The sequence below is a fragment of the Maribacter zhoushanensis genome (assembly GCF_029350975.1).
Classification (GTDB): Bacteria; Bacteroidota; Bacteroidia; order Flavobacteriales; family Flavobacteriaceae; genus Maribacter; species Maribacter zhoushanensis.
On record NZ_JARKMR010000003.1, the window covers coordinates 676,611 to 702,821 of the forward strand.

19 protein-coding genes are annotated in these 26,211 nt (G+C 33.6%); 6 read left to right on the forward strand and 13 right to left on the reverse strand.

Annotated elements, in window-relative coordinates; translation table 11 throughout:
- Window positions 1–11: 11 nt before the first annotated feature.
- The 10 genes from PXD56_RS13395 to PXD56_RS13440 form a co-directional block, all read right to left on the reverse strand.
- Window positions 12–3,938 carry a DUF2194 domain-containing protein gene (locus PXD56_RS13395; RefSeq protein WP_276493842.1) on the reverse strand — a complete coding sequence of 1,309 codons (3,927 nt, stop codon included), beginning with the start codon at window positions 3,936–3,938 and terminating at the stop codon, window positions 12–14.
- A 256-nt stretch (window positions 3,939–4,194) separates the two neighbouring features.
- A complete protein-coding gene (locus PXD56_RS13400; RefSeq protein ID WP_276493843.1) occupies window positions 4,195–4,650 on the reverse strand; it encodes a hypothetical protein in 456 nt (151 codons plus the stop codon).
- A 163-nt stretch (window positions 4,651–4,813) separates the two neighbouring features.
- The gene (locus tag PXD56_RS13405; RefSeq protein WP_276493844.1) at window positions 4,814–4,993 is read right to left on the reverse strand and encodes a hypothetical protein; all 180 of its coding nucleotides are present in this window, start codon (window positions 4,991–4,993) and stop codon (window positions 4,814–4,816) included.
- A 180-nt stretch (window positions 4,994–5,173) separates the two neighbouring features.
- Window positions 5,174–7,663, reverse strand: a complete 2,490-nt coding sequence (locus tag PXD56_RS13410; RefSeq protein ID WP_276493845.1) for a zinc-dependent metalloprotease — start codon at window positions 7,661–7,663, stop codon at window positions 5,174–5,176.
- A gap of 192 nt (window positions 7,664–7,855) precedes the next feature.
- Complete coding sequence (locus tag PXD56_RS13415) at window positions 7,856–9,286, reverse strand: SLC13 family permease (RefSeq protein ID WP_276493846.1); 1,431 nt, start codon at window positions 9,284–9,286, stop codon at window positions 7,856–7,858.
- 41 nt (window positions 9,287–9,327) lie between these two features.
- Window positions 9,328–10,734, reverse strand: coding sequence for a pentapeptide repeat-containing protein (locus PXD56_RS13420; protein WP_276493847.1), 1,407 nt, complete (start codon window positions 10,732–10,734; stop codon window positions 9,328–9,330).
- Between the two features lie 47 nt (window positions 10,735–10,781).
- Entirely contained in the window at window positions 10,782–12,470 is a 1,689-nt protein-coding gene (lysS, locus tag PXD56_RS13425; RefSeq protein WP_276493848.1) for a lysine--tRNA ligase, read from the reverse strand.
- Window positions 12,471–12,509: 39 nt separating this feature from the next.
- Entirely contained in the window at window positions 12,510–13,235 is a 726-nt protein-coding gene (locus PXD56_RS13430; protein ID WP_276493849.1) for an SGNH/GDSL hydrolase family protein, read from the reverse strand.
- An 88-nt stretch (window positions 13,236–13,323) separates the two neighbouring features.
- Complete coding sequence (locus tag PXD56_RS13435; RefSeq protein ID WP_276493850.1) at window positions 13,324–13,887, reverse strand: thioredoxin family protein; 564 nt, start codon at window positions 13,885–13,887, stop codon at window positions 13,324–13,326.
- 110 nt (window positions 13,888–13,997) lie between these two features.
- Window positions 13,998–15,047 (reverse strand): helix-turn-helix domain-containing protein, encoded by a 1,050-nt coding sequence (locus PXD56_RS13440; protein ID WP_276493851.1) that lies wholly within the window; start codon window positions 15,045–15,047, stop codon window positions 13,998–14,000.
- A gap of 96 nt (window positions 15,048–15,143) precedes the next feature.
- On the opposite strand from PXD56_RS13440, the gene PXD56_RS13445 reads away from it, so the two are divergent.
- The 3 genes from PXD56_RS13445 to lipB are packed head-to-tail and all read left to right on the forward strand — an operon-like array spanning window position 15,144 to window position 16,788.
- Window positions 15,144–15,299 carry a YqaE/Pmp3 family membrane protein gene (locus PXD56_RS13445; RefSeq protein WP_073240341.1) on the forward strand — a complete coding sequence of 52 codons (156 nt, stop codon included), beginning with the start codon at window positions 15,144–15,146 and terminating at the stop codon, window positions 15,297–15,299.
- 11 nt (window positions 15,300–15,310) lie between these two features.
- A complete protein-coding gene (locus PXD56_RS13450; RefSeq protein ID WP_276493852.1) occupies window positions 15,311–16,048 on the forward strand; it encodes a hypothetical protein in 738 nt (245 codons plus the stop codon).
- Between the two features lie 26 nt (window positions 16,049–16,074).
- Window positions 16,075–16,788 carry a lipoyl(octanoyl) transferase LipB gene (gene lipB, locus PXD56_RS13455; RefSeq protein ID WP_276493853.1) on the forward strand — a complete coding sequence of 238 codons (714 nt, stop codon included), beginning with the start codon at window positions 16,075–16,077 and terminating at the stop codon, window positions 16,786–16,788.
- A 34-nt stretch (window positions 16,789–16,822) separates the two neighbouring features.
- Here lipB and PXD56_RS13460 read toward each other — a convergent pair whose 3' ends face one another.
- From PXD56_RS13460 to PXD56_RS13470, 3 genes are all read right to left on the reverse strand, one after another.
- Complete coding sequence (locus tag PXD56_RS13460; protein WP_276493854.1) at window positions 16,823–17,515, reverse strand: TapB family protein; 693 nt, start codon at window positions 17,513–17,515, stop codon at window positions 16,823–16,825.
- A 118-nt stretch (window positions 17,516–17,633) separates the two neighbouring features.
- Entirely contained in the window at window positions 17,634–20,087 is a 2,454-nt protein-coding gene (locus tag PXD56_RS13465) for a ribonuclease HII (RefSeq protein WP_276493855.1), read from the reverse strand.
- A 42-nt stretch (window positions 20,088–20,129) separates the two neighbouring features.
- The gene (locus PXD56_RS13470) at window positions 20,130–20,711 is read right to left on the reverse strand and encodes a ribonuclease HII (protein WP_276493856.1); all 582 of its coding nucleotides are present in this window, start codon (window positions 20,709–20,711) and stop codon (window positions 20,130–20,132) included.
- A 207-nt stretch (window positions 20,712–20,918) separates the two neighbouring features.
- Here PXD56_RS13470 and PXD56_RS13475 point away from each other — a divergent pair, with 207 nt between their 5' ends.
- The 3 genes from PXD56_RS13475 to PXD56_RS13485 are packed head-to-tail and all read left to right on the forward strand — an operon-like array spanning window position 20,919 to window position 26,197.
- Window positions 20,919–23,984: a SusC/RagA family TonB-linked outer membrane protein gene (locus PXD56_RS13475; protein ID WP_276493857.1), complete on the forward strand. Its 3,066-nt coding sequence runs from the start codon at window positions 20,919–20,921 to the stop codon at window positions 23,982–23,984.
- 19 nt (window positions 23,985–24,003) lie between these two features.
- A complete protein-coding gene (locus PXD56_RS13480) occupies window positions 24,004–25,446 on the forward strand; it encodes a RagB/SusD family nutrient uptake outer membrane protein (protein WP_276493858.1) in 1,443 nt (480 codons plus the stop codon).
- Between the two features lie 13 nt (window positions 25,447–25,459).
- A complete protein-coding gene (locus PXD56_RS13485; RefSeq protein WP_276493859.1) occupies window positions 25,460–26,197 on the forward strand; it encodes a hypothetical protein in 738 nt (245 codons plus the stop codon).
- Window positions 26,198–26,211: the final 14 nt, after the last annotated feature.

Genomic DNA, 26,211 nt, shown 5'->3' on the forward strand with positions numbered 1-26,211 from the left:
TAGTTAAAATACTATTTGAAATTATACTGAATACCTAGCTGAACAGCATTAGAGAAAAACTGATCAATTGTGTAATATGAGTAATTTAAATTAATTGTAGTGAAGTTTTTAATTCTATATGATAGTTCACCTTCATAGCGTTGAAAACTATCTTCATCTTGCTCTGCAAAAAGGGAGAAATCACTTTTTAGATTAAAAGCAGAATCTTCATTACCTAGTTGAAATTGTAAACCACCACCGGCAAAAAGTCTATCTTTTGTCAACCAATAAGGAAAACCGTTTCGTCTATCTTCGGAACCTACGCCATAAGCACCTTCAATTAAAGGACCTAATTTAAATTTATCTAGGTTTAATACATTGTATTCTACACGCGTACCACCAATAGCATAGTATTGGCTATCAGTGTAGTAATCTGCTTTTACATAAAATTCATGATTCAAGTTGGAAGAATATTCAAATTCTTGAGCAGCTTTTACCTGTATGTCATAAATATTTAAGTCATATCCAGGTCCTGTTGTAACAGGGTGAGCTTTTATGCCTAAAGAAGATTTACTATTATCGCCCATAAAATCTATACCAGATGTAAAATGGAAGAATACTTTATTGAAGTTGTCAAGTTCAACTCTTGCACCAACATAAAAGGGATTTTTTTGGTTAGATTCCTTTTTATAAAGATATTCTACACCTAATAAATCTCTACCAATATCATTAGGTACTATAGTATCCTTTAAAACCGAATATGCTGTACCTTGAACAATAGAGAACTGATGAAAATCTAGCTCTTTATTATAAAAACCAAAGTGAAAAGCATTGTTGAAAAGAGTAGGGTTGAATTCATCTGCAATGGCAGATGAAGTAAGCCCTATGGAATGTCCTTTCTCTTTTCGTGATTCAATTTCTGATTTTTTAACAATAGCGTCATCCATTAAAGTTTTAAACTTACTTATATACAAAGATTGTTTTTCTTCAGAAGTTGCCTTTACCTCGTTGTTAAAAGCAATTTTAAAATCTGGGTCAATTTTAGATGGAGGTATTTTCATGGCAATTTCACCAGCACCATTTACATCCCCTTTTAATAATAACTTTACCATGTGGTTCATGGTATTATAATCTCTAGGGTTATTGTCAATGTGGTTTGCGTACACTTTAGTTAAATACCTGCCATTGGCAAATTCTAAATTCCAATCTAATAATTTTGCTACAGGTACAGTATTTGTACAGGTGCTCCAATCTAAAGCTTTTTGGTATTGGGTGTAGTCTGCGAATAAAAATGCTATGTTTTTAGATAATCTGATTAGATCAGGTCTGCATGTTTCAATATCTCTTAATTCTTCAACTGCCTTGTCTTGATCATTGATTAATAGGTATCTTATATAGTACTCAAAATCTGTAAATTTTTTACTTTCTATAGTTCTAGTTTTTTCTTTCCATTCTTTAACTATTTCTGGAGAAATATTACCACATTTTTGCCATTGCTCCGCTCTTTCAAAGTTTAGTTTATCTGCATATACTTGGCTAATAGACGTAGCTAAATCTCTATTAAAGATACTGCAAGGCTCAATATCATCTAGCTTCTTTATTAGGTCTTCATTATTAGAATTCACTAAAAATTTATAATAGTTCAACTTATTTTCTGTAGTCGGTTCTATAGTTTGCAATACTTCTAAGACTTGTTCTACAATTTCTGTGTTATCTTCAGTATTAAAGTTCTCGTAGTATTCTTTTAAAATAGTTACATCATTTTGACCCCATTCCATTTGCCTTTCCATCCACATTTTTTTAATTGTGGGGGAAGGATAATTACTGACTGTGCTAATATCCCTAGAGAAATCTGCATAAGAACTAGATGGATTTTTTAAGTATAGACTGTTTAGTTGAGACCAAAGCTCATCGGTTTTACCTTGAGCTTCCATACCTTCTGCATAGCTAACTATCTGTTGGGTATTAATGAACTTATTATCCTTAAATAATTTCTCCATTAAGTTTGTAGCTTCTTCCGTTTTTTCCTCAACAATTAATCTGTCTATTTTTTGCTTTAACGGTACCATAGTTTGCTTACTCTGGTTATAGGATTTGTAATCACTTTTTGTGTTGGTAATCAATGATGAGGTAGTGCCTATTAAAGTATTAATTTCTGGTCGAATATCTGGTACGCTGATATTAGGAGACTTTGTTTGAATACTGTACAGAAAACCGTTCAATAATGGAACCGAAGAAAATTCTGCCTGATCAAAAGAAAGTGCTTCATGTACCTTTACATTATTACGTTCTTCAACATACATTAACCAATAAGATTCTTTTTTCTCATCAGAATTTAAAGAGCTAGAGACTTCATATTGCCCTTCATAACTTAAGTGACGAATACTTTGATAACGCCAATCCATAGCTGCCTCTGTAGATTGTTTGGCAGTCAAAAACTTCATGTAAGGGTGTCGTTTCTTATAATCGACAATATGCTTTTTTAATTCACCTATTGCATTTGTTGTGCTACCGATCTCTAAAATATCTTTAGTATTTAAAACATGAGACCAAATACCCGTATATAGATAGGTAGATTCTATTGCCCATTGTTCTTTTTCTGAAATGGAATATCCACTACTTAGACGTGGGTAATCAAAAAATCTATTGTTTAACGGATCTGGATCAAATTCTCTATTACCACCTTCATACACATCGCCTAAGAAAGAAGTATGTAAAAAACTTAAGCTGGGAAATCCTTTTTTAAGTGATATTAGACCTAGACTATCTATTTGATTATCTGGTGCAACATAAGAGCTAGGTAGTGTTTTTGAAACATTGTCTTCCCATTTTTCTCTAGATGCTTTGGCATTATCTAAAATAAGATCGGTGTCTTTCCATAATTTTTTAGAAAGAGGAAGATCGTTATAACCGCGAAAACCAAGCTCATGACCTCTATTGGTAAATTCGTTGGTAATCCACTTATTGGTGCCATTTTCATTTGTGCCATCTAATAAACCTGTTTGGTCCCAACTTTTAAAATTTGCATCGCCTGTATTTTTTTCATTGGCATTAAATGTTACATAAGCAGAGTACTTAATATCCTCTTCTTGGGCAAAAGCCTTCATTTTTGGCCACCAGTCTGCCTTTAGCATCTCAGATTTACTAATACCGTTTTGTATGTTGATTGCTTTTCCATTCTCATCATACATTGAACTTGGAAAATCATCAAGAAATAATGTTCCAATATTTGCAATAGGATAAGGAATACCTTCTAGACCTAATAAACTAGCGGAAAATAGAAGGCCTCTCATTTCTTTTTTAAGAATTTGAGATGAGTTGTATAGAATCACTTTTCCATTACCTATTCTATTTTCTATTAAAACAGGATAATCTTCGTTGTTATAGGCGGCTACTAAAACATTTACGCTACTTGAAAAATTTGCGCCGTTAAAACCCAAATGCACCGTTTCATTGTCAAAACCACGACCTTGCATACCTGGAAAAAGAGCTTTGTTGAAGAACAGACCAGATGCCTCTTTATTTGTGCTCCAATCGGCATCGGGTGTCATTCCAAAAAAATAGGACATGCGTTCGTCTTTATTAGCTTTGGTAACCAATAGCGTACCCCCTTTAGAAACAAATTTTAAAAGGCTGTCTACGGCTATGGTGCTTAAGCCTGCAGTTTCATGTACCGTTACAACCCTTGTTGTAGATGAGATATTGAGCTTCTCGTTAAATTGATTTACCCATAAAGTTTTGTGCGCTATTTTAGAATAATCAAAAGCCTTTGCTAGATTCTCGGTTTCAATAATAGCGCTATAATTGGTAGGCTCTATTAAAAACTGAACAAGAGGTTCTTCTGTGCTCTTTTCAGGAATATTAAATTTGTTGTTAGACTTATAAAGTTCTTGCTGACAACCGGTCATAAGACTTAAGGCTATTAGTAGCGATAGATAACCTAATTTTTTTACTGTCATGGCTTAGTATCTTGAAATTCAAAAGAGAGACCATTGGTTAAAATTAAGTTGATCTCTAATTTGAACTAACTAAGTACCTTAATTAAAGAACTATCATAAAATTTATTGGTTAAGTATTCAAATTCATCCATGAATGAATCATTTGTGGGCTTAATACTGTATTTTATTAGGGTTGGTGTAAAAAGAAGAACTCGATTAAATGCAAAAAAGACCTGCTAAAAGCAAGTCTTTTTTTTTGTTCATTGTAACGTAATAATTACTTTCTGGAAGAACGTTTTTCTTTTTTGTCGCCACGATTTTTTCCTTTACCACGCATCTTTTTTCTGCTATCCATCTTTACCCACTTCTCATATTGATCTGTATTAAGAATAGACTTCATTTCTGCTTTACGTGCAATTTGATGGTCTAATCGCTCATTTTGCATCGCATATTTTTCATCTGCGGTCAAAACCTTTTTACCATCTTCCTTATTGGCTTTTCTCTCTGCCATCTTTTCTTTTCTTGCAGTAGCGTCTTCTGTAAGAATGGTTTTTATTTTCGCTTGTTGAGATTCGTTTAAATCTAATACCAAAGTCATTTTCTTAGTTTGCAAAGTAGCAATTTGTTCAGGAGTTAAATCCTTCATATTACCTCTTTCACCTTTCATGCTATGATTCTGTGCCGTTGCCGATATTCCTGCCATAATTAAAATGGCCATTATTAATTTTTTCATGTTTACTGTTTTATGTATTTGTTTCTTTGACATGAATTTTTCTATTTGGTTTAATGCTGAACCTCATTTTAGTAAAAGTTTAACGGCTTGATAAAGTGTATTATACAAAAAAAGCGCGGCTGTAGGTAGCCGCGCTTTTAAGTAGGTAAATGTTCTTGATATTTTAATTCGCTGGTGCTCTTCCCTCCATTGTTTTGTAAGGGTTGATAACGATGTCAGCTTCTTGATCGTACGTGTTAGTTACAATTTCTTCTTGTACATTATCATTTGTATTTTGATGATAAACAACAGATGCACAAATGAAACAAGCTAGGTAAATAAGACTTTTAACTTTATTGGTCATGATTTGGGGGTTTTAAATTCATTGCTAATCTAAAAAAGAATAACGTACGAAAAAGCCCATTGTTGTGTAATGGGCTTTTTTTGATGTCTAGAATATTTAAAATGTGGTCAATACAATTCATTCATCGATGATATTGGTTGTTCATCGATATGGGTTCAGAATTGGTATTTCATCGACCTTTTATTTAGGGTCTAAAATGACGTTAATACGCTCAGAAACATCGTCGTAATGATATTTTGTCATCGTATCAGAGGTTCTATTACGTGCATTTCTAATATCTCGTTTTAAAATGTTCAGTTCAGCTCTTGCAATCGTTCTAATGTCAGATTGGCTAGTGTTGACAACTGTTGATTTTCTGTAGCCACCAAAATTAGAACCTTTAGCTTGATTTTCTGCTGTCAGTAAATATTCTAAACGGTCAATATGTGCTTTTTGTAAGTTTCTTCTGTAAGTATCAACAGACTTTCCGTTTTTAACTTCAGACCAAATACCTTTTCTCAATTCACTCATCATTTGTGCAAGAGAATAAGCTTCAGACTTATCTATAGTTTCGTTTTCTATTAATCGTGCCATTTTACCTAAGCTTAGTACATTGTTTAATGTACGTACTTGCATAGAGCGCATTTGTTCTAAAAAACCAGAGTATTCAGTTCGTTCTAAAATATCTTGGTCAAGCATCCACATTGGGGTATTGAATAGTTGCTCTTGAAGAAACGCCATTGCTCTTTGTTGTTTCTCTTTTGGTACAGCTGTATAAACGGCACCTTCTTGGTCGTATGTCTTATGGTTTTCATAGACTCCGCCAATGTTATTAGAAACATGTCCCATGTATCTATTGAATTGAGAGAATATTTGCCCGTATAGTTTGTCAAGGTCTTCATATGTTTTACCATCTTCTGCTGTCCACTCAATTAATTTTGGAACAATCCTTTTAAGATTGGCAATACCATAGGCACTAGCTTTCATGGCATCATCACCTAAATCTTCAGTTTGTGAGCTTGGATCAACGATATCACCTACCTGTTGGTGACCAAAACGATATAGCGGATCACCTGCATGTGCTAAGATCCATTTATCCAATGTAGATTTTTCTTCTTCTGCAGTAGTGTCTAAAATAGGCTTGTATCCCCATTTAATAGCATATTTATCATAAACACCGATATCTGGCATTAAAGCGACACCTTCATCGCCTGGCTGAGCAATGTAATTAAAACGCGCATAATCCATAATAGATGGTGCAGTGCCAAATTTTTTGGTAAACGTCTTAGAACGTAGGGAATCTACAGGATATGCAACACTACTACCCATGTTGTGAGGTAAACCTAAGGTGTGCCCAACTTCATGAGACGATACAAAACGAATTAAGCGACCCATTACATCATCATCAAAAGAAACGCCCCTGGCAGCAGGATTAATGGCTGCTGTTTGTACAAAGTACCAGTTTCTCAATAAGGTCATTACATTATGGTACCAGTTAATATCAGATTCTAATATTTCACCACTACGGGGGTCGCTAACATGAGGTCCGTTTGCATTTGGTATTGGTGATGCTAGGTAACGTACAACGGAATAACGAATATCTTCAGGAGACCATTCTGGATCTTCCTCCGCTGTTGGCGGCTCTTTGGCAATAATTGCATTTTTAAAACCTGCAGCTTCAAAAGCAACTTGCCAATCTTCTATACCTTGTTTAATGAATGGTATCCATTTTTTAGGAGTAGCTCTGTCAACATAATAGATAATTTGCTTTTTAGGTTCTACAAGCTCACCTTTCTTATATTTTTCAAGATCTTCATCTTTTACTTCTAAACGCCATCTGTCAAGAAATTTAACGGTCTTACTTTCTTGGGCTTCTAAACCATAATCTACCTGACCTCTAGAGAACCAGCCTACGCGCTCGTCAAAATATCTGCGTTTCATTTGTTCTTCAGGTAGTAATACCATTGAGTTATTTATCTCAACTGAAATAGAACCAAGGGTTTGGTTGCTAGGTGCAGCACTTGCTAAATAGGTCTTTACATGACGTACTTCAACATTTAACGGGTAGCTTTTAATAGATTCAATATAGCCTCTGCCTTCGTCTAAACGAGATACCTTATATCTTTTTCTAAACCTTTCTGGCATACCAAGAGCTTTGGTATCTTTTGTGAAAATATCGTTTACTTCTATTACGGTAGTGGGGTTAAGAGAATCTTTTTGAACGGCTTTAATGTCGAAGGAATATAAGACCGGTTCAAAGTTTGAGTTTACTACGGCCTCATGTACAGGTAAAGAATCAGCAGCAACAACATCATGCGATACTACTCTAAGCAGTACCTTCTTATCTTTTTTTTCCCATCGTAAAACCTGAGTATTTATTTTTCCGCCACCAAAACCAATGCCCAATGCAGTTTTAGAAATACGGCTTACCATTAGCATTTCTTTATTGAAAAGCGAATCTGGAATTTCAAAAAAGTGTTTTTGGTCTACTACGTGGGTAGTAAAGAGTCCGGCATCACTAACGGCATCTTTAGTAATCACCTTATTGTAAGGTTGAATTTTATCTTTAGAAGGTTTTTTAGCTTCTTGTTCAGTATTTTTCTTCTTCTTTTTAAAGATTTGTGCATCGGCATTTTGATAGCCAAACACACATAATAATAGCAATAATTTTAAAAGTAATTTTCTTTTCATTTGTGAGTTAGTTAGGTAATGTTTCAAAGATTGAAATAATATCTGGAACAAATAGTTAATAATTTCTTAAGCCTATTTGTAACAATGCAGAAAGAAAGGCGTCTATTAAGTAGGAATACATATTTTTTCATTTCTGAATTAGTCGATAATAAAGCCTTTGCAATTGCAAGGGCTTTATTTTTTAGAAGAATATTAAAATAATAACGGTAGCACAAATTGAAATAATCCAATTAGCAGGAGCACGGCAATTAGGTTTAAAATAACACCTGCACGTGCCATTTCATGAACTTTAATATAACCGCTGGCAAAGACTATTGCATTTGGTGGTGTAGCCATAGGTAACATAAAAGCACAGCTGCTGGCAATAGTGATCGGTATCAATAAATAGGTAATGGGTAAACCTAGACCTATGGCAATACCTGCCACTACAGGAGCAAGAACGGCGACTAAGGCCACGTTGCTCATTAGCTCTGTCATAAACAACATTAGTAGGATCAATAATGATGCTGTAAGTAAAATACTTAAATCACTCTGTCCAATAACTTCGGCTACCAAATCTACAATACCAGAAACGGACATGCCTTTTGCTAATGAGAGTCCGCCACCAAATAGTATAAGAATTCCCCAAGCTAGCTTTTGGGTATCTTTCCATTCTAAAATGAAATCACCTTTTTTAAGATTGTATGGAAGGGTAAATAACGCTATGGCTGCAAACATGCTTATAAGCGTGTCAGATAAACCTAAGCTTGGGAATATAGAATTGATCAATGTTCTAAAGACCCAAAGGAAAATGGTAACTCCGAATATGATGAGCACCATTTTTTCTTTCCCGGAAGTAGGACCTAATTTATCTAGCTCTTCATGAATAATAGTTTTTGATGCTTTAAATTTTAAACCCTGAGTTGGGAAAAATACTTTTACCAGAACAAAGTAACAAATAGAAATCATGATAAGGGAAAACGGAAGCCCGATTATCATCCATTTTAGAAATGATATTTCAATATTATATTCATTTTCCAATAATCCTATCAATACAGAATTTGGTGGTGTACCAATTACAGTTGCAATACCACCGGCATTGGCGGCAAAGGCAATGCCCAGCATAACACTTAAGGCAAAATTACGGTCTCGTTTTGTAAATCCGTCTTCATCTACAATAAGCAAATTGATAACAGACATGGCAATTGGCAGCATTACTACTGTACTTGCCGTATTGCTGATCCACATACTTAAAACTGCTGTAGCAATCATAAAACCCAATACTACTTTATTTGCCGTAGTACCCGTAAGTCTAATAATGTTCAAGGCAATGCGTTTATGAAGATTGACTTTCTCCAAAGCTAATGCCATTACAAAACCACCAAAGAATAGAAAAACTATGGGGCTACCATAATTAGCGCCAACATCGCCAATAGGCATAACTTTCAAAATAGGAAAAAGAAGTAGTGGTAGTAGTGCGGTTACAGAAATGGAAACCGCTTCTGTAACCCACCAGATAACCATCCAAAGTGCAACAGCTATTACGGCATCTGCATTTTCAGAAATTAACACATGGGATAAAGAAATAAGAATTAAAAATATGATAGGACCTGTAAACAAGCCTATTTTGCTACTTAAATTCATGCTGGTTGGTTTTGCCAGCTTCTAAGCTACTATTTTTTTAGTTATATTCTGAATTTCCTAAATGATACTATAGTTTGAAATAAACCATAGCCAATAGCTATTTTTCCAATTAAAAATGGAATATAAAAAAGACCGTTAGATAACCCTTTTTCAAAAGGAGATTGATAAGTAGGAATCAAATATTTAAAAAAACCTGTAACAAAATAATTGATTGATTGGTAATTGATTTCAAATTCTTTATTTGAATTTTCGAATGTAAAATATATAATATAAAATAATAAAGCTGTTATGAGAGTAAACTTAATAGACTTAATCCAATTCGTGCCGTGATTTGAAGAGATTGAGTTTAACCAAAGAATAAATTTATCTGACCAATCTTTTTTGCTTAATGCAGCCCTGTGCGCCTCAAGTTCGTAGACTTTAAATTTATTATAATCAATACGATTATCCGATTTTTGTAATTCTTGCTTAATTGTCCTCAGAGTTTCTTTACTACATAATTTCAAATCTATTATCTCAATATTGTCGAAAAATGCTACTTTTTCAAATAAAATTTGATTCAGGGTTATTTTGTTAAGTATACAATTAGCAAATGAAACATTTCTTTCAAAACTTACATTTTTAAAAGTTAAATCATTGAATTCAGAGTAATCAAAAAATAAATTTTTTCTAAAAGTACAACCAGAAAAATCACCAACCGTTTTGGATAAATTTGAGCATTTATTAAAAATGACAATGTCTTTAAATGTGCTTCCGTTGAATAACAAAGTCTTGCCAAAATCAACATTATTGAAAAAGGCTTTATTAAACTCAGAATTGTTGCTAAGAAAAGATCTTTCACCTCTGAAATTAGCATTATCAAAAATAGATACGTCACCAAAATTAGAATCTGATAAGTCGCAATTATTAAGCTCTGCATTTTTAAAGCTAATTTCAGATTTGCTTATAGGTGTTGATTTTAATGATTTATCTCCAATAGAGTTTTCTGTAAATTCAAACACTCCATCTTTATGTACTAAATTTTCAAAACTTACATGTTCAAGTATTGTATTATTTTCTATATGGAAAGAACCACTTAAATGCTTTTTATTTAGTTTGTATCTTGAAATTAAATCTAGTCTTTTGAGATTGCAAAATTTAATTTCGAAACATCTGTCAATTATCTCTGTATCAATAAAGTAAAGGCTATAAAGTGTGCATTTTTCAAAAATTGTTCTACAGTTTAACGAACAGTCAATGAATTTAATTTTGAGATTTGGTTTATTAATACCATATACAAGAAATTCTAATCCGCTAAAAATACAGTTTTTGAAAGTTATTGTGTTTACAGTCGGTGATATTGAATCTCCATCGATTAAAGTATCGGAGACATCAAACTCCTTATTTTCTATATTTTTAGTATTACTACCTCTTCCCTTCAAGATTTGATTTAATTGAATTAAATCCATAACAATTAAAATTAAAGGGGGAAGTTTATTTTTACACTAAATAATTATTATAAAATTTCAACAAAAAGAACATTATCTTCTTTGTAGATTTTAGCTAATTGCTGTTTTGTAATACCCTTGATACCTTTGTCCCAAGCTTTATTACTTAAGTCGGCTTTTGTTTTAAGGGCATCAAGTTCCATTTTCTTTTCGCCTTTTAGAATATCAAAAATCACCTTTTCGTTATCAGACAATTGAAGTGGTTTTTTCTCTGGTCTCATTTGAGGGAAAAACAATACTTCTTGTATAGATGCATTGTTGGTCATCAACATTACCAAACGGTCAATACCAATACCAATACCAGAAGTTGGGGGCATACCATATTCTAAAGCTCTTAAAAAATCTTGGTCAATGAACATTGCTTCGTCATCACCTTTTTCAGAAAGTTTCAACTGATCTTCAAAACGTTCTCTTTGGTCAATAGGGTCATTAAGCTCAGAGTAAGCATTTGCAAGTTCTTTACCATTGACCATAAGCTCAAAACGCTCTGTTAAAGCTGGGTTGTCTCTATGCTCTTTGGTCAAAGGGCTCATTTCTTTTGGGTAATCTGTAATAAATGTTGGTTGCACGTAAAAATGCTCGCATTTTTCACCGAATATTTCATCGATCAATTTACCTATGCCCATGGTTTCGTCAACTTCAAGACCTAATTTCTTTGCAGTTTCACGAAGCTCATCTTCTGGCATACCTGCAACATCGTAACCGGTATGTATTTTAATGGCTTCAAGAATTGGCACACGTGCATACGGGGCTTTAAATTCAATTTCATTTTCGCCAACGGTAACTTTCGTAGTACCGTTAGAATCCATCGCAATTTTTTCTAATAATTTTTCGGTGGTATCCATCATCCAGTTGTAATCTTTGTATGCTACATACAGTTCCATTACGGTAAATTCTGGGTTATGGGTACGATCCATTCCTTCGTTTCTAAAATCTTTAGAAAATTCATAGACACCGTCAAAACCACCTACAATTAACCTTTTAAGGTAAAGCTCATTGGCTATTCTTAAGTATAAAGGAATATTTAATGCATTATGGTGTGTTAAAAACGGACGTGCAGTTGCACCACCAGGAATAGGTTGTAGAATAGGAGTCTCTACTTCTAAATATCCGGCAGCGTTATAAAATTCACGAATACTATTGGTGATTTTAGTTCTTTTAATAAAGTTCTCTTTCACCTTTGGGTTTACTACTAAATCTACATAGCGTTGACGGTAACGTAATTCAGGGTCGTTGAATTCGTCATATACATTGCCTTCAGCATCTTTTTTAGGCAAGGGCAAAGGTCTTAGAGATTTGCTTAACATGGTAAATTTCTTTACCATAATAGTTTTTTCACCAACTTGAGTGGTGAAAAGTTCACCTTCTATACCAATGATATCACCAATGTCCAATAATTTCTTATAGACATCATTGTACAAGGTTTTGTCATCACCGGTGCAAATTTCGTCTCTATTGAAATATACCTGAATTCTACCGGTGCTATCTTGAAGCTCTGCAAACGAAGCCTTACCTTGAATACGACGAGACATAAGTCTACCGGCAACAATTACCTGTTTGCCTTCTTCATAGTCAGATTTTATACTTTCTGATGTGGAATTTACAGGATATAAAGCAGCAGGATAAGGATTAATACCTAGTGCTCTTAATTTGTCTAATTTCTCTCTTCTGATAAGCTCTTGCTCCGATAATTGCATGCCGTCGTTTATTTAGCTGGCAAATATAATCGATATGTCTTAATCTTTCAATCTTGTAGACACTAAAGGATAGAGTCTTTCAACAAATTTTTCATATGCTAGCCCAGAAGGGTGCAAACCGTCATTGGCAACCAATTCCGTTTCGTCCAATCCTCTTCGGGTAATATCTGTAATATCAAGAAAAGTAACTCCTTTAGTTTTCGCTGTAGATTTTGCAAAATTGTTGTATCTATCTAGTTCAGTTGAGATTTGTTTATCACCATTATTTTGACCATAAGGTGTATAGTAATAATCAGGGATTGAAAGAACGATTACTTTATTAGAATCATTGCCAGCTAGGCTGATGGCTTTATTCAATAGCTCAGTAAATTCGGTTTCATATTGAGAAAAAGGTCTAGATTGAAACTGGTTGTTCACGCCGATCAACAATGTTACTAAATTGTAATCTGCAGATTCACGATTGCCAATGGAGGCTATAAGTTGGTCGGTTCTCCATCCCGTTTGGGCAATAACGGTTGTGTTGACCAAACGATTTTGGTTTTCTTCTATTCTACTGCTCAATTGTGCAGGAAAACTATCTTCAAAAGCAACACTTTCACCAACGGTGTAACTATCGCCAAGTGCTAAATAGTTGATGATTTCTTGATTATTTGTGTCATCTATTACTTGTTCAGGTTCTTTTTCTTGGGTCTGACTGCAAGATGGTAGAAAGCTGAATAGAAAAGTAATAAGTGTTAATCTATAGAGAAGGTGAGAGTATTTCATGGTTACTTATCGTAATAATAGTTGTAAAGGTTTTAAAAGTTTCCATAAAATACTCAATTAAACACAGACTCTTAATTGATGCATACTATTAATCAAAATGCAATGAATTCGTATAATTGGGAATATATTCTTGTTGCGTTACAATTTTTAATAAGTCATCTTCTAATGATGTAATTGGCGTTTCTATGATTCTATTTATTTCTCGTCCATTTTTGTAAAAAATAAATGTGGGAACCCTGTGGATGTTCAATCCCCATTCCTCGCCTTGCGGACTTTTCTTGTACGATTCTTTTCGTTTGTCTAAAGCAACAATTTTTAAGTTCTTCATTGGGAAGTTTGCAGATTCTAAAACTTTTATAAATCTAGGTACTTCTCTTTTACTATCACCACACCAAGTACCCATGAATAATAAAACCTTGTAAGAAGCCAGTTGGTCTTTAAAAGCATCAATTTTGTTTTGGTCTGCTTCATAATTTTTGAAATTTTGTTCATACCATGATTGGTAAGAATTAGATGATAGTCCATCTACCGTAATTTCTCCTAATAAAAAAGGTTGTTGGTTTTGTAGGTTTATCTCTTGGTTTGTATGCTGTGAGAAGGTTGTTATAAAAATGCTTAAAAAAAAGATGGTTAATAGAAATGATAATTTCATGATTTTCAAATTTTAGATTAGACCTGAAAATTCTTGAAATTGTTAGAACAAAATTGATTTCACGGGGTGGAAATGGGTACTAGACCCTAGGTGGAAATTTAAATTAAAAATTAAAATCGTTGTTTTATTTCGTCTCTTGAAGTAACTGCTAATTTCTTGTAAATGTTGTTGATATGGGTCTTTACAGTGCTTACGCTTATGAACATGATGGCGGCAATTTCTTTGTTGGTTTTGTTTTCTAGAATTTGTTGAACAATATTGTTTTCTTGTTCGGTAAGCTTAGCCAAAGACTCGTTTTGTAAGTTGTGTGAATTTCTTCTTTGTCTCAAGACTAAATATATATTCAATATAATGGATAGTAGAAGTAATATGGGTAGCAACCATTTCCAGAAATTAGTATTGGGAGCGTTTTTGTTGACTAATTGTTGATCAATGGCTATTTCGTTTAGATATAGATCGGTAAACGATGCATCTGCGTATTTGGACTCTAGTCTTTCTCCAAGATCAGTGTAATATGTATTACTGCCAATATCTTTTAAGTAATAGTCATAAGTTTCGTTCCGCTTATCTGATAGGAAATTGAAAATATACAGTTCAGCTAATGGTTCGTTTAAGTCTTTACCATACTTCTGTAAAGTGTTGAACCATTTTTTAGAATTCAGTTTTTTGTTTGCATTACTTCTAAACTCATTAAAATCAAAAGCCATTTCCTCTTTTAAGACATCAATATTTAAAAATGCGGCAGATGTACTGTTGGTAGAAGTTATTTCACAAAGAACTTGGTTAGCAAATGATGTGGGAAAAGTAACTGTATCATTATTATTGGCAATAAATAGAATACTTCTGCTATACTCACAATTGCCAAAGAAGTGTTCAGAGTGTGTAGCGTTGTCAGCGCAATCATCTAAATGTATTCTATAAATTCTATTATCATCATTTAAATTGTCACCTTCAAATTTGAAATACCCTAATGAATCTGTAGTAGTTTTTTTTAGAATTTGCTCCATCGAAATTCTGCCAAATTTTCTGTAATCTTCAATAATAGAAAGGTAAATTGTTTTTTCGCTTTGCTGATCTGCAATTTGCCCTTCAAAATAATATTGAGAAGAACCTGTTAAACAGGTGAAGAGAGAAAATATTAAAAACACTGTTCTGCGCATTGGTAGGGTTCTGGTCAATAAAAATAGTAGATTATGTAACAAAGTGATTACAATTGCGACTTATAAGGTACATCAATCAATCAAAATAATAATCAAATGAGTTTAATTAGAGTATTACTAGCCATTTTTTTTCCGCCTTTAGCAGTTCTAGGTAAAGGTTGCGGTTCTTTTGTAATTGTTCTACTTTTGACTTTTTGCGGCTGGGTACCAGGGGTAATCGCTGCATTGGTCATATTGAACAATCCTAACTAGAACCAAAATACATGAGACTTTTTAAAATTGTAACTGTTGTTTTTATGACAGTATTAGTTGCTGCCTGTAATTTTACAGAAGAAATTTATTTCAATGAAGATGGATCAGGTAAAATGAGCATACTTTTTGACGGTAATGAAATGATGCAAATGATACCGGAAACAGATTCAACAGAGCTAGATAAAGCTATAGATTCTACTTTGGTTTTTAAAGACTTGTTACTAGAAAAAAAGGATAGTATAGCACAATTATCACCAGAAGAGCAAGCTAAACTAAAAAGGTTAGAACCTTTTAGTTTGCGTATGGTAGTTGATCCAGAAGGCGGAGTCATGAATTTTAATATGTTTACCGACTTCAAAAAAGTGTCAGAGGTGAATGATGCGTTCAACGCTTTTCAGAATGCAAGTTCAGTTGGTCCTGTTGCAGGTGGTAAGACAATGCCGGGCGGAGCTACAGAGGAAACTACGACAGTTAATTATACTTTTAAAAAGAATACATTTAAGCGTGAGACCGTAATCTTAAATCAAGAGTTGTTTGAGCAAAGTATAGATAGCTTGGCAAGTGCAGAGATGTTTTTATCGGGTTCTACTTATACTTTTAAGTATCATTTTCCAAGACGGGTAAAGTCTACCAATATAGAAGAGGCTACATTTTCTATGGACGGAAAAACCATGATTCATGAAGTAAACTTCTTGGAGATGATGAAAGATCCAGAATCTATGCTAATAGAGGTAGAGTTAGAAAAATAGGTTTTTGCTTTTCATATCTTTGAAAGATGAACAAGAAGGTGCACGTACAAGATTTAGGTCTTAAAGATTATAAAGAAACTTGGGATTATCAAGAACAGCTATTTCAAGAAACGCTTAATCTTAAAATTAGAAATAGAAGAGAGGAGTTGAATTTAGAAACTCCAAATCATTTTCTTTTTGTGGAACACCCACATGTGTATACCCTTGGTAAAAGCGGGGATATTTCAAATCTGCTGGTAGATGAAAAAGTTTTAGCAGATAAAGGAGCCACTTTTTATAAAATAAATAGAGGAGGGGATATTACCTATCATGGTCCTGGACAAATAGTAGGCTACCCTATTCTTGACTTAGATAATTTCTTCACTGATATACATAAATATCTTCGGTTTCTGGAGGAAATGGTTATTTTAACTTTAGCTGAATACGGAATAAAATCTGAACGTTCTCCAGGTGAAACAGGAGTGTGGTTAGATGTTGGCACTCCGTTTGCAAGAAAAATATGTGCCATGGGCGTAAGAGCGTCACGCTGGGTGACCATGCATGGTTTTGCATTAAATGTAAATGCCGATTTAGGATATTTTGATATGATGATCCCATGCGGGATAAAAGGAAAAGCGGTTACTTCTTTAAATGTAGAACTGGGTAAGAAAGAGGTTGATATAGATGAGGTTAAGCAGAAATTGTTAAAACATTTTCAGGTGCTTTTTGAAGCGGAAATAAATGAAAAAACCGAGGTGTAAACCTCGGTATAAATTAGATGGTAAGTTTGTTTTATTATTTGCTGAGAGCCGTAAGCAAAGTACTGCTCATGACATCTCCGTTTTTCTTGTATGTTTCTTGTTTTACCATACCTACACCTTCTGCAAGCCAAACTCTTGATGGGTAAACTTGATTTGCCATCATCATTTTAGAGCGATTTTCACTATATAATACAAAGCAATCAAAAGTACCAGCAGTGGTAGTAACACTTTCTTTTTTCTCAACCTTTCTGTTGGTCATATCAACTGACATATTCATATTAATACCGCTCATGCTTATTTTCATGGCAACATTGGCATCATTAAGATTTTGACCAACACTTAGGTTGTTAGGTATTTCAATATCATTACCAGAAATTTCAATATCCATATCGCCATATTGTTCCATCATTTCTGTTGGTAACAAAGATTCGTAGTCTAATGTAACAGTGTTGTTACTGCAGGTTAAACTGTAGTCAGTATTATAAACTTCTTTGCCTTTATTGTCTTTTAGGTTAATAGACATGTTGGCAGTAGTAGTATCTCCAGTATGGTTTGCTTCAACAACTTTATAGCTGCTGACTCCTTCTACTTTTCCTTTTTTATTGTAGTTGGTATACTCCATTGAAACGCCTTCGTTCATTGGATAAAATTTACTACAATTATCTTGAGCAGAAAGCGAAATTGTTCCGATTAAAAATAATAATGCGATGATTGATTTAATTTTCATTTTTAGTATAGTTAAGATTCTGATTAATAACTATTTAAAAATAAGTAATTCAAATTATTTTTTCAGACTATATGTGTGATCAGTAAATAAAGATTTATGAATTAAGCAATCTAACGTGTTATCGTATTTTAAAAACCTTAATACTATTATCTTGATCTTTATAAACGAACTCTACCTTTTTATTAGAATTAATATCTGCCATGTCAATAACAGAACTGCCGAATATTGGGAAATTTGATATTGGCTCAGCTTGGCTGTCGAACAAGTATATTTTCTGATTTTGGATATCGGTTACAGAAACGTAAATCTTATCATTTAAGTAGAAAATAGTAGGTTTGGAATATACACCTAATTCAAGTTCCACCTTCTTGTTGCGAATCTGTAAAGTATTGTCGTTCATGATAGCTAAAGTTTTTGAGGTAGCGTCCATGCCGTGATCTTTTGCAAGATGTAAGTTGCTTGATGATATTTTTCCTTCAGAATCAATTTGATATAAAATACCATCAACAGAGGTAAGTGTAAATTTATTTTGATAAAGCCTTATCTCATTGTCAGAAAACGAAAATTTATCTTTGACATTAACTCGTGTTTTACCAACTCTATTCGTAATTTTTAATTGACCGTTATCAAGTTTAAATACGATGTAATCTCTTTTTCCAATTCTAAAGTGCTGTGGTGCATCAAGAATAGGTGCTTCTGCAGTATCATAGGTAAAACCTTTAACAATATCACCTTCGCTATTATACATAAAAACCTTTTTGCCTTGGGTAACCACAAGTCTATAGTTTTTGCGTCCCTCGTAATCAAACACAGCTAAAGGGTTTAAATTGCCGCCAGAATATTGTTTTGTAAACGGTTCAACTTCCTTACCGTTTCTATCCAAAATCAAAAACTCGTTGTTCGTGGTAAATGCAAACTGTAACTTTCCGTTTTTGAAGAGGTCAACTTGCTGTATTTTACCTTGAACAGTTCCGTTAAGTTGTTTTTTCCAAAGAATTTTTCCACTACTAGATATTAAGTAGAGCTTATTTTCTATATCCTGGACTAAAATTTCTTTTCTTTTAGAACTATGATTGGTTACAAACTGGGGTAATGTTGCCAAGTCGGTATCAAACAGAACTTCAAATGCAGAAGAAACAGAATTCTGTTTCTCTTCTTTCATATTTTTCTTGATTAAAAAATTAATGTGAAAAAAGTTGGCGTCTGCTATTATTTGATGGCCAAAGATATAGTCATCTATTTTACTGCCGTTAAATGAATCTCCTAAAGTACTAGATACCGATTTATTTAAGAAATTAACAAAGCCTTTCAAATTAGAAATAGACAATATGCTAGAAGATGAGGTAAGTCTATTCTGGGCGTTCTTGTATAAAGTGGTCTCATTGAAAGTATCCCCAGTTTTTATTTTAGTGATGATAGATTCTAACGCACGTTCTGATTTAGAAAAGAGAAAGGTGTTTTCTATAATACTGGCATACTCAAATGATTGCTCTCCAATTAAAGGGGCTAAGGGATCAAAAATTTCTATGTTAGGTTTTAGACCCCATATTTCATTACTACTAAATTCTTCAGTAGATATTTTTTCTTCGTTAATATAGTCAAGTAGTGTTGCGGTACCGTATGTCCTTAGAAATAAAATAGATTCTTTGTCGTATTCGGTTACCCCAATTTCTTCTACGGTATTTAGTAAAGAATCTAAGTTTGTATTTGGGTAATTAAGTACTGTTTTCTTTTTAGTATAGTTTTTGAAATCATCTAACCCGTAAGAGGTATAGTTATTTGAATTGCTAGGTGTAAAATTCCATGTTTTGTTTTGAATAGGTTTGGTGTTGTTAAATAGATTCAGAAACTGATTTTTATCTTCATTAGATTCTGTTACTCCATTTAATAGAATTTCAGAATCATTTAAAGTGAGGTCAAGAGAAATCCAACTTGTGAAATTTGAAAGATTTTGGTTGTCAGAAAGTAATCCATCAAATAGTAAATCGCCGTTCTCGACATCTATCCAAATATTTGCAACTTTTTCATTGTCAGATACATCATAAAACCGTTTTAAAGATTCTTTATTGTTTGGGTTGTCAATAGAATTGATAATGTTTGTTAATAAGGGTTGAGAAGAACACAATACCCAACGTTGCTCCATAAACGTAGTATAAAAAGTATCTTTTTCAACTTGGTATTTTTTGATGTCAAAGTTTTTAAAACGTAATGTTTCAGTGCTTTTGTTGGTAATACTGTCCCAATTTGCAATCTTTAGGCTATCTGTTGAAATGTAAGTGAAATCTATTTGTACACTATCAGCAGAAAACGCGAGTAATCCATTTGTCTTGTTTGAAAAATATTTTAGAGGAGATATGCGGTTTTTAATAGCTGTAAAAGGGTTTTTTGATTCAACTGAGTTAATGATGTCATTGGTAGAAAGCTCATTGTCAAGTATTTCAAAATCATTTATTTTAAAAACCAAGATAGCATCACTGGGCACTAAATTTAAGATGGAATTCTTAGATTCATTTTTAGATGTACACGATATGCCTAAAATGATAATTACAGCATATAAAAAAGTAAGCCTCATGCGAATAGTTTATGCAAAGTTATACTATTTAGTAAATAAATTTTAGTTGTCCGGTAAAAGCTTAAAACTCATTCTATGGTATTTGGTAGGTCCATATTTTTTAATGGCAGCCCTATGCTCTTTGGTAGGGTAGCCTTTGTTTTTCTTCCAATTATACATTGGGTATTCTTCGTGTAATTTTAACATGTAGGCATCACGAGCTGTTTTTGCCAATACAGAAGCTGCGGCAATACTTAAGTATTTTGAATCACCTTTAACAATGCAAGAATGCGGTATATTTTTATACGTCTTAAATCTATTGCCATCTACGATAATATAAGATGGTGTTTTGAATAGTTGATCAATTGCTTTATGCATTCCTAAGATAGATGCGTTTAAAATGTTGATTTCATCTATAACTTTAGGTGAAATATGTACTATTCCAAAACAGGTGCATTCTTTTTTTAATAGTGGCTCTAGTAGTTCTCTCTTACGTTCAGATAAAAGTTTAGAATCTGTTAAAATAGAATTCTCAAAAGATTCTGGCAGTATTATTGCTGCTGCCGTCACAGGTCCGGCCAGGCAGCCTCTACCAGCCTCATCAGTACCGGTTTCGTTAATATTTTTGTAAAATTTAAGAAGCATTATGTTTTTTTTAACTTAAAATATTGAATTTTTAATATGATATAAATGTTAAATAATTGTTTTATTTTCAACGAAATCGCTTTTTTAGGCAGAAAAAAATAATAATAAGTGTTTTTTTAACAAATAACTTTTTTGGGTTAAGATAGCTTTTGGAATACTAAGCAAATTTTTGGACTTTTGGCGCAAGCTAATTCAAAAACAAATTTTATGAAACAGAAGTTGACGTGGATGTTGACACCTTTATTGGTGCTCTTCATGACATTTTCCTTTGCACAGGAAAAAACAGTGACCGGTGTTGTAACCGATCAGAGCGGTTTACCTTTACCGGGAGTGTCCGTTGTAGTTGTTGGTACAACTAACGGGTCTCAAACAGACTTTGATGGTAATTATGCCATTAATGTAAATTCAGGTGAAAAATTAAGATTTTCTTACCTAGGTCAAAAAACAGTGACAATGAGTGTTGGTGCATCCAATACCATTAATGTACAATTAGAAGAAGATGCTGAGGCATTAGAAGAGGTTGTTGTAGTAGGTTATGGTTCTAGGTCTAAAGAACTTTCTACTTCTGCAATTGCGACGGTTTCTACTGAGAAAATCGAAGCATTCGTTCCTTCTACTAGTATTGATAACATTTTACAGGGTCAAGCTGCGGGTGTTCAGGTTACTGCATCTAACGGTAGACCAGGTAACACTGCCTTTGTTCAAATTAGAGGTGTTGGTTCTATTAATGCACAGACAACTCCTTTATATGTGATTGATGGTGTTCCAATTCCTATCGATACTGAAAGAGATTTTAACCCAATTAGTAACTTGAACCCAAGTGATATTGAGACATTCTCTATATTAAAAGATGCGGCTACCGTTTCTAAATATGGTTCTCGTGGTGCTAACGGTGTAATTTTAATTACAACTAAAAAAGGTAAAGCTGGTGATGCAAGAATTAAATTTTCTTCATCTTACGGTTTCGGTGAAATGATCCCTAACAATTTTGACGTTATGAACGCTTCTCAAAAATTAGAGATAGAACGTCAGTATGCAGCTTTAGGTGTAAGTGCGGCTAGTAGTATGCCTGGTGCAAATGCTACTCCAGAAGAACTTGCAAGATTAACTTCTTTAGATACAGATTGGCAAGAAGCATTGCTTAAAAATTCTGTTATCCAGTCAAACAACCTTTCTGTTTCTGGTGGTGATGAGAAATTAACCTATTATATGTCATTAGGTTATGACAAGAATACGGGTATAATCAAAAATATAGATGGTTTTGAAAGAGTTTCTGCTCGTTTAAATACAAACTATCAAGCAAAAGATTGGTTGAATATTGGAGCTAATGTTTCTGTATCCCGTAGTACTACGGATTTACCTAGAGATAGAAACAATGTTCAGAACCCGTTTAGAGCAATGTATGATTATAATCCTTATGATCCTTTATTCTCAACGAATGATGATGGTTCCATCGTTACGGATTCTCAAGGAGATAATGTTTACAATCCTACAAGAACAGGTTTTCCAATTGCTTTGGCGTTACAAACTGAGCTAGAAGATACAAGAAACTTATTGTTGATTGGTAACATAAGTGCAGGTATGACTTTTAGTGAGAAATTTTCGAACAATTTTAGTGTAGGTTTAATTAGTAATAGGTACAATAGAACTAACCGTTCTCTTGCTGGTGGTGTATTGCAAGGTTTTGTTGGTGATGCTAATTTTCCTGGAACACAGACAGATAATTTAAATATTGATTTTGAATACAACGTAAATAATGTATTTACATATGCAGATACTTTTAACGGTGTTCATAATCTTTCAGCTAGTTTCTTGTTAGAATATAACGAGAATATTGCTACAGATTTGTTAGTAGCTGGTAGAGGGTTTCCTTCTTCAAGTATTCCTTACTTAGATGTAGCTGCAGAGGCAACGACCGCAGGTTCTACAGAATCTAGAAGAATTTTGTTCTCACAAGGTTTGTTCGCTGATTATGATTATGATGGTAAATATATACTTTCTGGATCTTTAAGAAGAGATGGTTCTTCAAGATTTGGTCCTGATAATAAGTATGGTTATTTCTATAGTGGTAGTGCGGCATGGAACATTGCTAACGAAAGCTTTATGGAAAATTCTATATTCAATACATTGAAGTTAAGAGCCTCTTATGGTACATCTGGTAACCAAAATATTGGTGACTTCCAATATTTGAATTTATTAGATTTTGCTAATACGTATAATGGTCAAACAACAGCTTTGCCTGTAGGTGTAGGTAACCCTCAGATTCAATGGGAGTCTCAAGCTATATTTGATGTTGGTGTTGAATTTGGTTTATTCAACAATAGAATAAATGGTGTTGTGGATTATTTTAAGAAAAATTCAAATGAATTACTTTTAGATCGTCCTATTTCTTACACTGTTGGTGATGAGAACAACTCTATATTCTCTAATATTGGTGAAATTCAAAACTCAGGTGTTGAAATTTCTTTAAGTGGAGATGTTATTAGATCTCAAAACTTTAAGTGGACACTTGGTGGTAACATTACGTTCATTGATAATGAGGTTATTGAATTGGTAGATGGCGAAGATATCGTTACTGGTACATTCGGCGATAATATTTTACGTGTTGGAGAGGAAATTAATTCTTACTATATGGTTGAATATGCTGGAGTAAATCCTGCAAATGGTGAGCCGTTGTATTATGATTTAGATGGCAATGTTACTAATGAGTACAGTGATAGCTTTCAGCAGTTACAAGAAGGGAAATCTCCTATAGCTGATTTTGAAGGTGGTTTTTACACTGCGTTTTCTTATAAAGGTTTTGGCTTAAGAACTGATTTTGTTTATAAAGGAGGAAATTACATTATCAACAATCAGCTTCAGCAAGGTGTTGCAATCGGTAATATTGATAGCAACTTAAGAACAGATGCTTTCAACTATTGGAAACAACCAGGTGATACAGATGTTTTACCAAGTCCTTTATTTCAAGGTACAGCTGATCAAACTTCAACAAGATTCTTGGAGAAAGGTGATTACTTAAGGTTACGTACTATGACTCTAGATTATAATATGCCTAGAGATTTGATTGACGGTTTTGGTTTAAATTCATTAAGGTTCTTCGTAGCTGGGCAGAATTTATTTACAATTACTGATTTTAGCGGTGATCCTGAAGTAGGTTTAGGTTCTGCAGAATCAGGTGAGCCAGGAGACGTAGGTTTCGTAGCTGGATCATTTAACCTATTTAGCTATCCAAACACAAGGTCTTACACTTTTGGTGTTGAAGTAGGATTTTAAAAAATAAAAAAAGTTAGAAATGAAAAATAACATAAAAATATTAGTTCTATTATTTTCGTTCGGGTTCTTTATGTCCTGCGATGATGAATTGAATGATCTACAGCCTTTTGTTGAAGGTAATCCTGAAACATTTTTTACTAGCGTTTCTGCATTCCAGAACGGAGTAGATGGTGCTTACAGACAATTATGGAATTACTACTCAAGTACAGGTTCAGGTTTACAGGGTATTCCTGATATCTTATCTGATAACGTAATTATTGCGCAAACAGGTAGACGTTCAAATCAAGATTATTATAACTACAGATATGTAGCTGGTACTGGTGGTGCAATTGATTTGTACTGGAGTGAAGCTTACGAAGCTGTGAACGTTGCCAATTTAGTGATTGCTCAAATAGACAACTTGGCTGATGGTCCTGAAAAGGATAATATTTTAGGTCAGGCATTGGCAATTAGAGCTTGGGCTCATTTTGATTTAGTTAGAGTTTACGGTAAAATACCAACTCAATCTGCAGATGCTAACGCTTCTTTAGGTGTTGTTTATATTAAAGTTGAAGACGGTGATACAGCAGATCCTTTTGCTGAACCAGTAAGAGAAACTGTTGCTAGTAATTATACTGAAATTATTGGCGATTTAGAAAGAGCCAGTCAATTGATAGGTGCTGATAACGGTCAAGGAAAATTAAATACTGATGGTGTTTATGCGCTTTTGTCTAGAGTATATCTTTATAACGGTGAATATCAAAAAGTAATTGATGCTGCTGATGAAGTAAGTGTTCCTGTTGCAACAGCTGAAGACTTAGAAGGAGTATATACTGATGCAAATGAAGCTGGTATTGTTGTTAAATTGGCAATTAATACTTCTTCTGAAAGTGGTGGTAATAATGTTGGTGTTTTATACAGTCAATCAAATGCTACTTCTACTATTTCTGAATATGTTTTCGATTTTGATTTTTTCAATAGTATTGATGAGGATGATTTAAGAAAAAACATTATTTCATTTGAAGGTGAAAACGCAGGTAATACTTATAATGCTATTTCTAAATTTTTAGGAGAAACGGGTCAAGTAAACGGCCGTGTTGATGTTAAAGTAATTCGTGCTGCGGAGGTTTTATTGAACAAAGCAGAAGCACAGTATGAATTAGGTCAAGATGCTTTATCTACACTTAATGAGCTTAGAGATTTAAGATATGTAGCTTATGACGGTGGAGAAGCTGGTCAAGATCTTGAAGATGCTATTCAGTTCGAAAGAAGAGTTGAATTGTCATTTGAAGGTCATAGATTCTTTGATTTAAAACGTAGAGCAGAGTCTGTTATGCGTTCAACTAGTGGCGATTTATTTGATGGTTCTGGTACATCTCCAGATTTCCCAACATTAGATGCTGATAATTTCAGATTTCAGTTGCCAATTCCTATTGCTGAAATTAATGCTAACCAAAACATAGTTCAGAATCCTGGCTACTAAAAACAATAGAATTATGAAAAAGTATATTTTGATAATAGCGGTACTATTTGCTTTTGCTTCTTGTGAAGAAGAGAACATAGTATTTGATAATGAGAACGGACAAACGGGCGTTTCTTTTGCTACAACATCGTATAACGTATCAGTACCTACGGAAGGTTTAGGTATAGATGTACCTGTTAATGTAACTACCGTTTCAACTACGGATAGAACATTTAGCGTTTCAGTTGACGATACAACCGTTGGTGATGCTGCCAATTATGCTCTTGGGTCTGTTACTATTCCTGCAGGCGAGTATAGTGGAGTACTTAATGTTGCTTTAAATTTTGATCCTTTAACAGAGGGTGAAGTTTATACGTTGGTTGTGAACTTAGATGATCCAGCTGATGGGGTTGCTTATAGCGAGCAGGTTGCAATTGAATATTTTAAGGAGATTATCTGTAATGATATTATAGTAACTGTAGTTACTGATACTTATGGTGGTGAAACAACATGGGAAATTACAGATGCAGATGGAACAGTTGTTGCTTCTGATGGTCCTTTTGCTAATGTAACAGGTGGTGATACTTATACACAAGAAGTTTTCTTGGAAGATGGTTGTTATACATTCACTATTTTTGATTCTTATGGCGATGGTCAAGTTGACGGTACTGTAACAGGTAATTATACAATTACTTGTTCTATATTAAACGTTCTTGATGGTGGTGGAGCCTTTGGTTCTTCTGAAGCTAAAGAATTTTGTATAAATCAATAGTGATTTAAATACAT

What these genes read in the sequence shown, in the direction of transcription:
- PXD56_RS13395 (WP_276493842.1), bottom strand. Translation starts at nt 3,938, where the DNA reads ATGACAGTAAAAAAATTAGGTTATCTATCGCTACTAATAGCCTTAAGT.
- PXD56_RS13400 (WP_276493843.1), bottom strand. Translation starts at nt 4,650, where the DNA reads ATGAAAAAATTAATAATGGCCATTTTAATTATGGCAGGAATATCGGCA.
- PXD56_RS13405 (WP_276493844.1), bottom strand. Translation starts at nt 4,993, where the DNA reads ATGACCAATAAAGTTAAAAGTCTTATTTACCTAGCTTGTTTCATTTGT.
- PXD56_RS13410 (WP_276493845.1), bottom strand. Translation starts at nt 7,663, where the DNA reads ATGAAAAGAAAATTACTTTTAAAATTATTGCTATTATTATGTGTGTTT.
- PXD56_RS13415 (WP_276493846.1), bottom strand. Translation starts at nt 9,286, where the DNA reads ATGAATTTAAGTAGCAAAATAGGCTTGTTTACAGGTCCTATCATATTT.
- PXD56_RS13420 (WP_276493847.1), bottom strand. Translation starts at nt 10,734, where the DNA reads ATGGATTTAATTCAATTAAATCAAATCTTGAAGGGAAGAGGTAGTAAT.
- lysS (WP_276493848.1), bottom strand. Translation starts at nt 12,470, where the DNA reads ATGCAATTATCGGAGCAAGAGCTTATCAGAAGAGAGAAATTAGACAAA.
- PXD56_RS13430 (WP_276493849.1), bottom strand. Translation starts at nt 13,235, where the DNA reads ATGAAATACTCTCACCTTCTCTATAGATTAACACTTATTACTTTTCTA.
- PXD56_RS13435 (WP_276493850.1), bottom strand. Translation starts at nt 13,887, where the DNA reads ATGAAATTATCATTTCTATTAACCATCTTTTTTTTAAGCATTTTTATA.
- PXD56_RS13440 (WP_276493851.1), bottom strand. Translation starts at nt 15,047, where the DNA reads ATGCGCAGAACAGTGTTTTTAATATTTTCTCTCTTCACCTGTTTAACA.
- PXD56_RS13445 (WP_073240341.1), top strand. Translation starts at nt 15,144, where the DNA reads ATGAGTTTAATTAGAGTATTACTAGCCATTTTTTTTCCGCCTTTAGCA.
- PXD56_RS13450 (WP_276493852.1), top strand. Translation starts at nt 15,311, where the DNA reads ATGAGACTTTTTAAAATTGTAACTGTTGTTTTTATGACAGTATTAGTT.
- lipB (WP_276493853.1), top strand. Translation starts at nt 16,075, where the DNA reads ATGAACAAGAAGGTGCACGTACAAGATTTAGGTCTTAAAGATTATAAA.
- PXD56_RS13460 (WP_276493854.1), bottom strand. Translation starts at nt 17,515, where the DNA reads ATGAAAATTAAATCAATCATCGCATTATTATTTTTAATCGGAACAATT.
- PXD56_RS13465 (WP_276493855.1), bottom strand. Translation starts at nt 20,087, where the DNA reads ATGAGGCTTACTTTTTTATATGCTGTAATTATCATTTTAGGCATATCG.
- PXD56_RS13470 (WP_276493856.1), bottom strand. Translation starts at nt 20,711, where the DNA reads ATGCTTCTTAAATTTTACAAAAATATTAACGAAACCGGTACTGATGAG.
- PXD56_RS13475 (WP_276493857.1), top strand. Translation starts at nt 20,919, where the DNA reads ATGAAACAGAAGTTGACGTGGATGTTGACACCTTTATTGGTGCTCTTC.
- PXD56_RS13480 (WP_276493858.1), top strand. Translation starts at nt 24,004, where the DNA reads ATGAAAAATAACATAAAAATATTAGTTCTATTATTTTCGTTCGGGTTC.
- PXD56_RS13485 (WP_276493859.1), top strand. Translation starts at nt 25,460, where the DNA reads ATGAAAAAGTATATTTTGATAATAGCGGTACTATTTGCTTTTGCTTCT.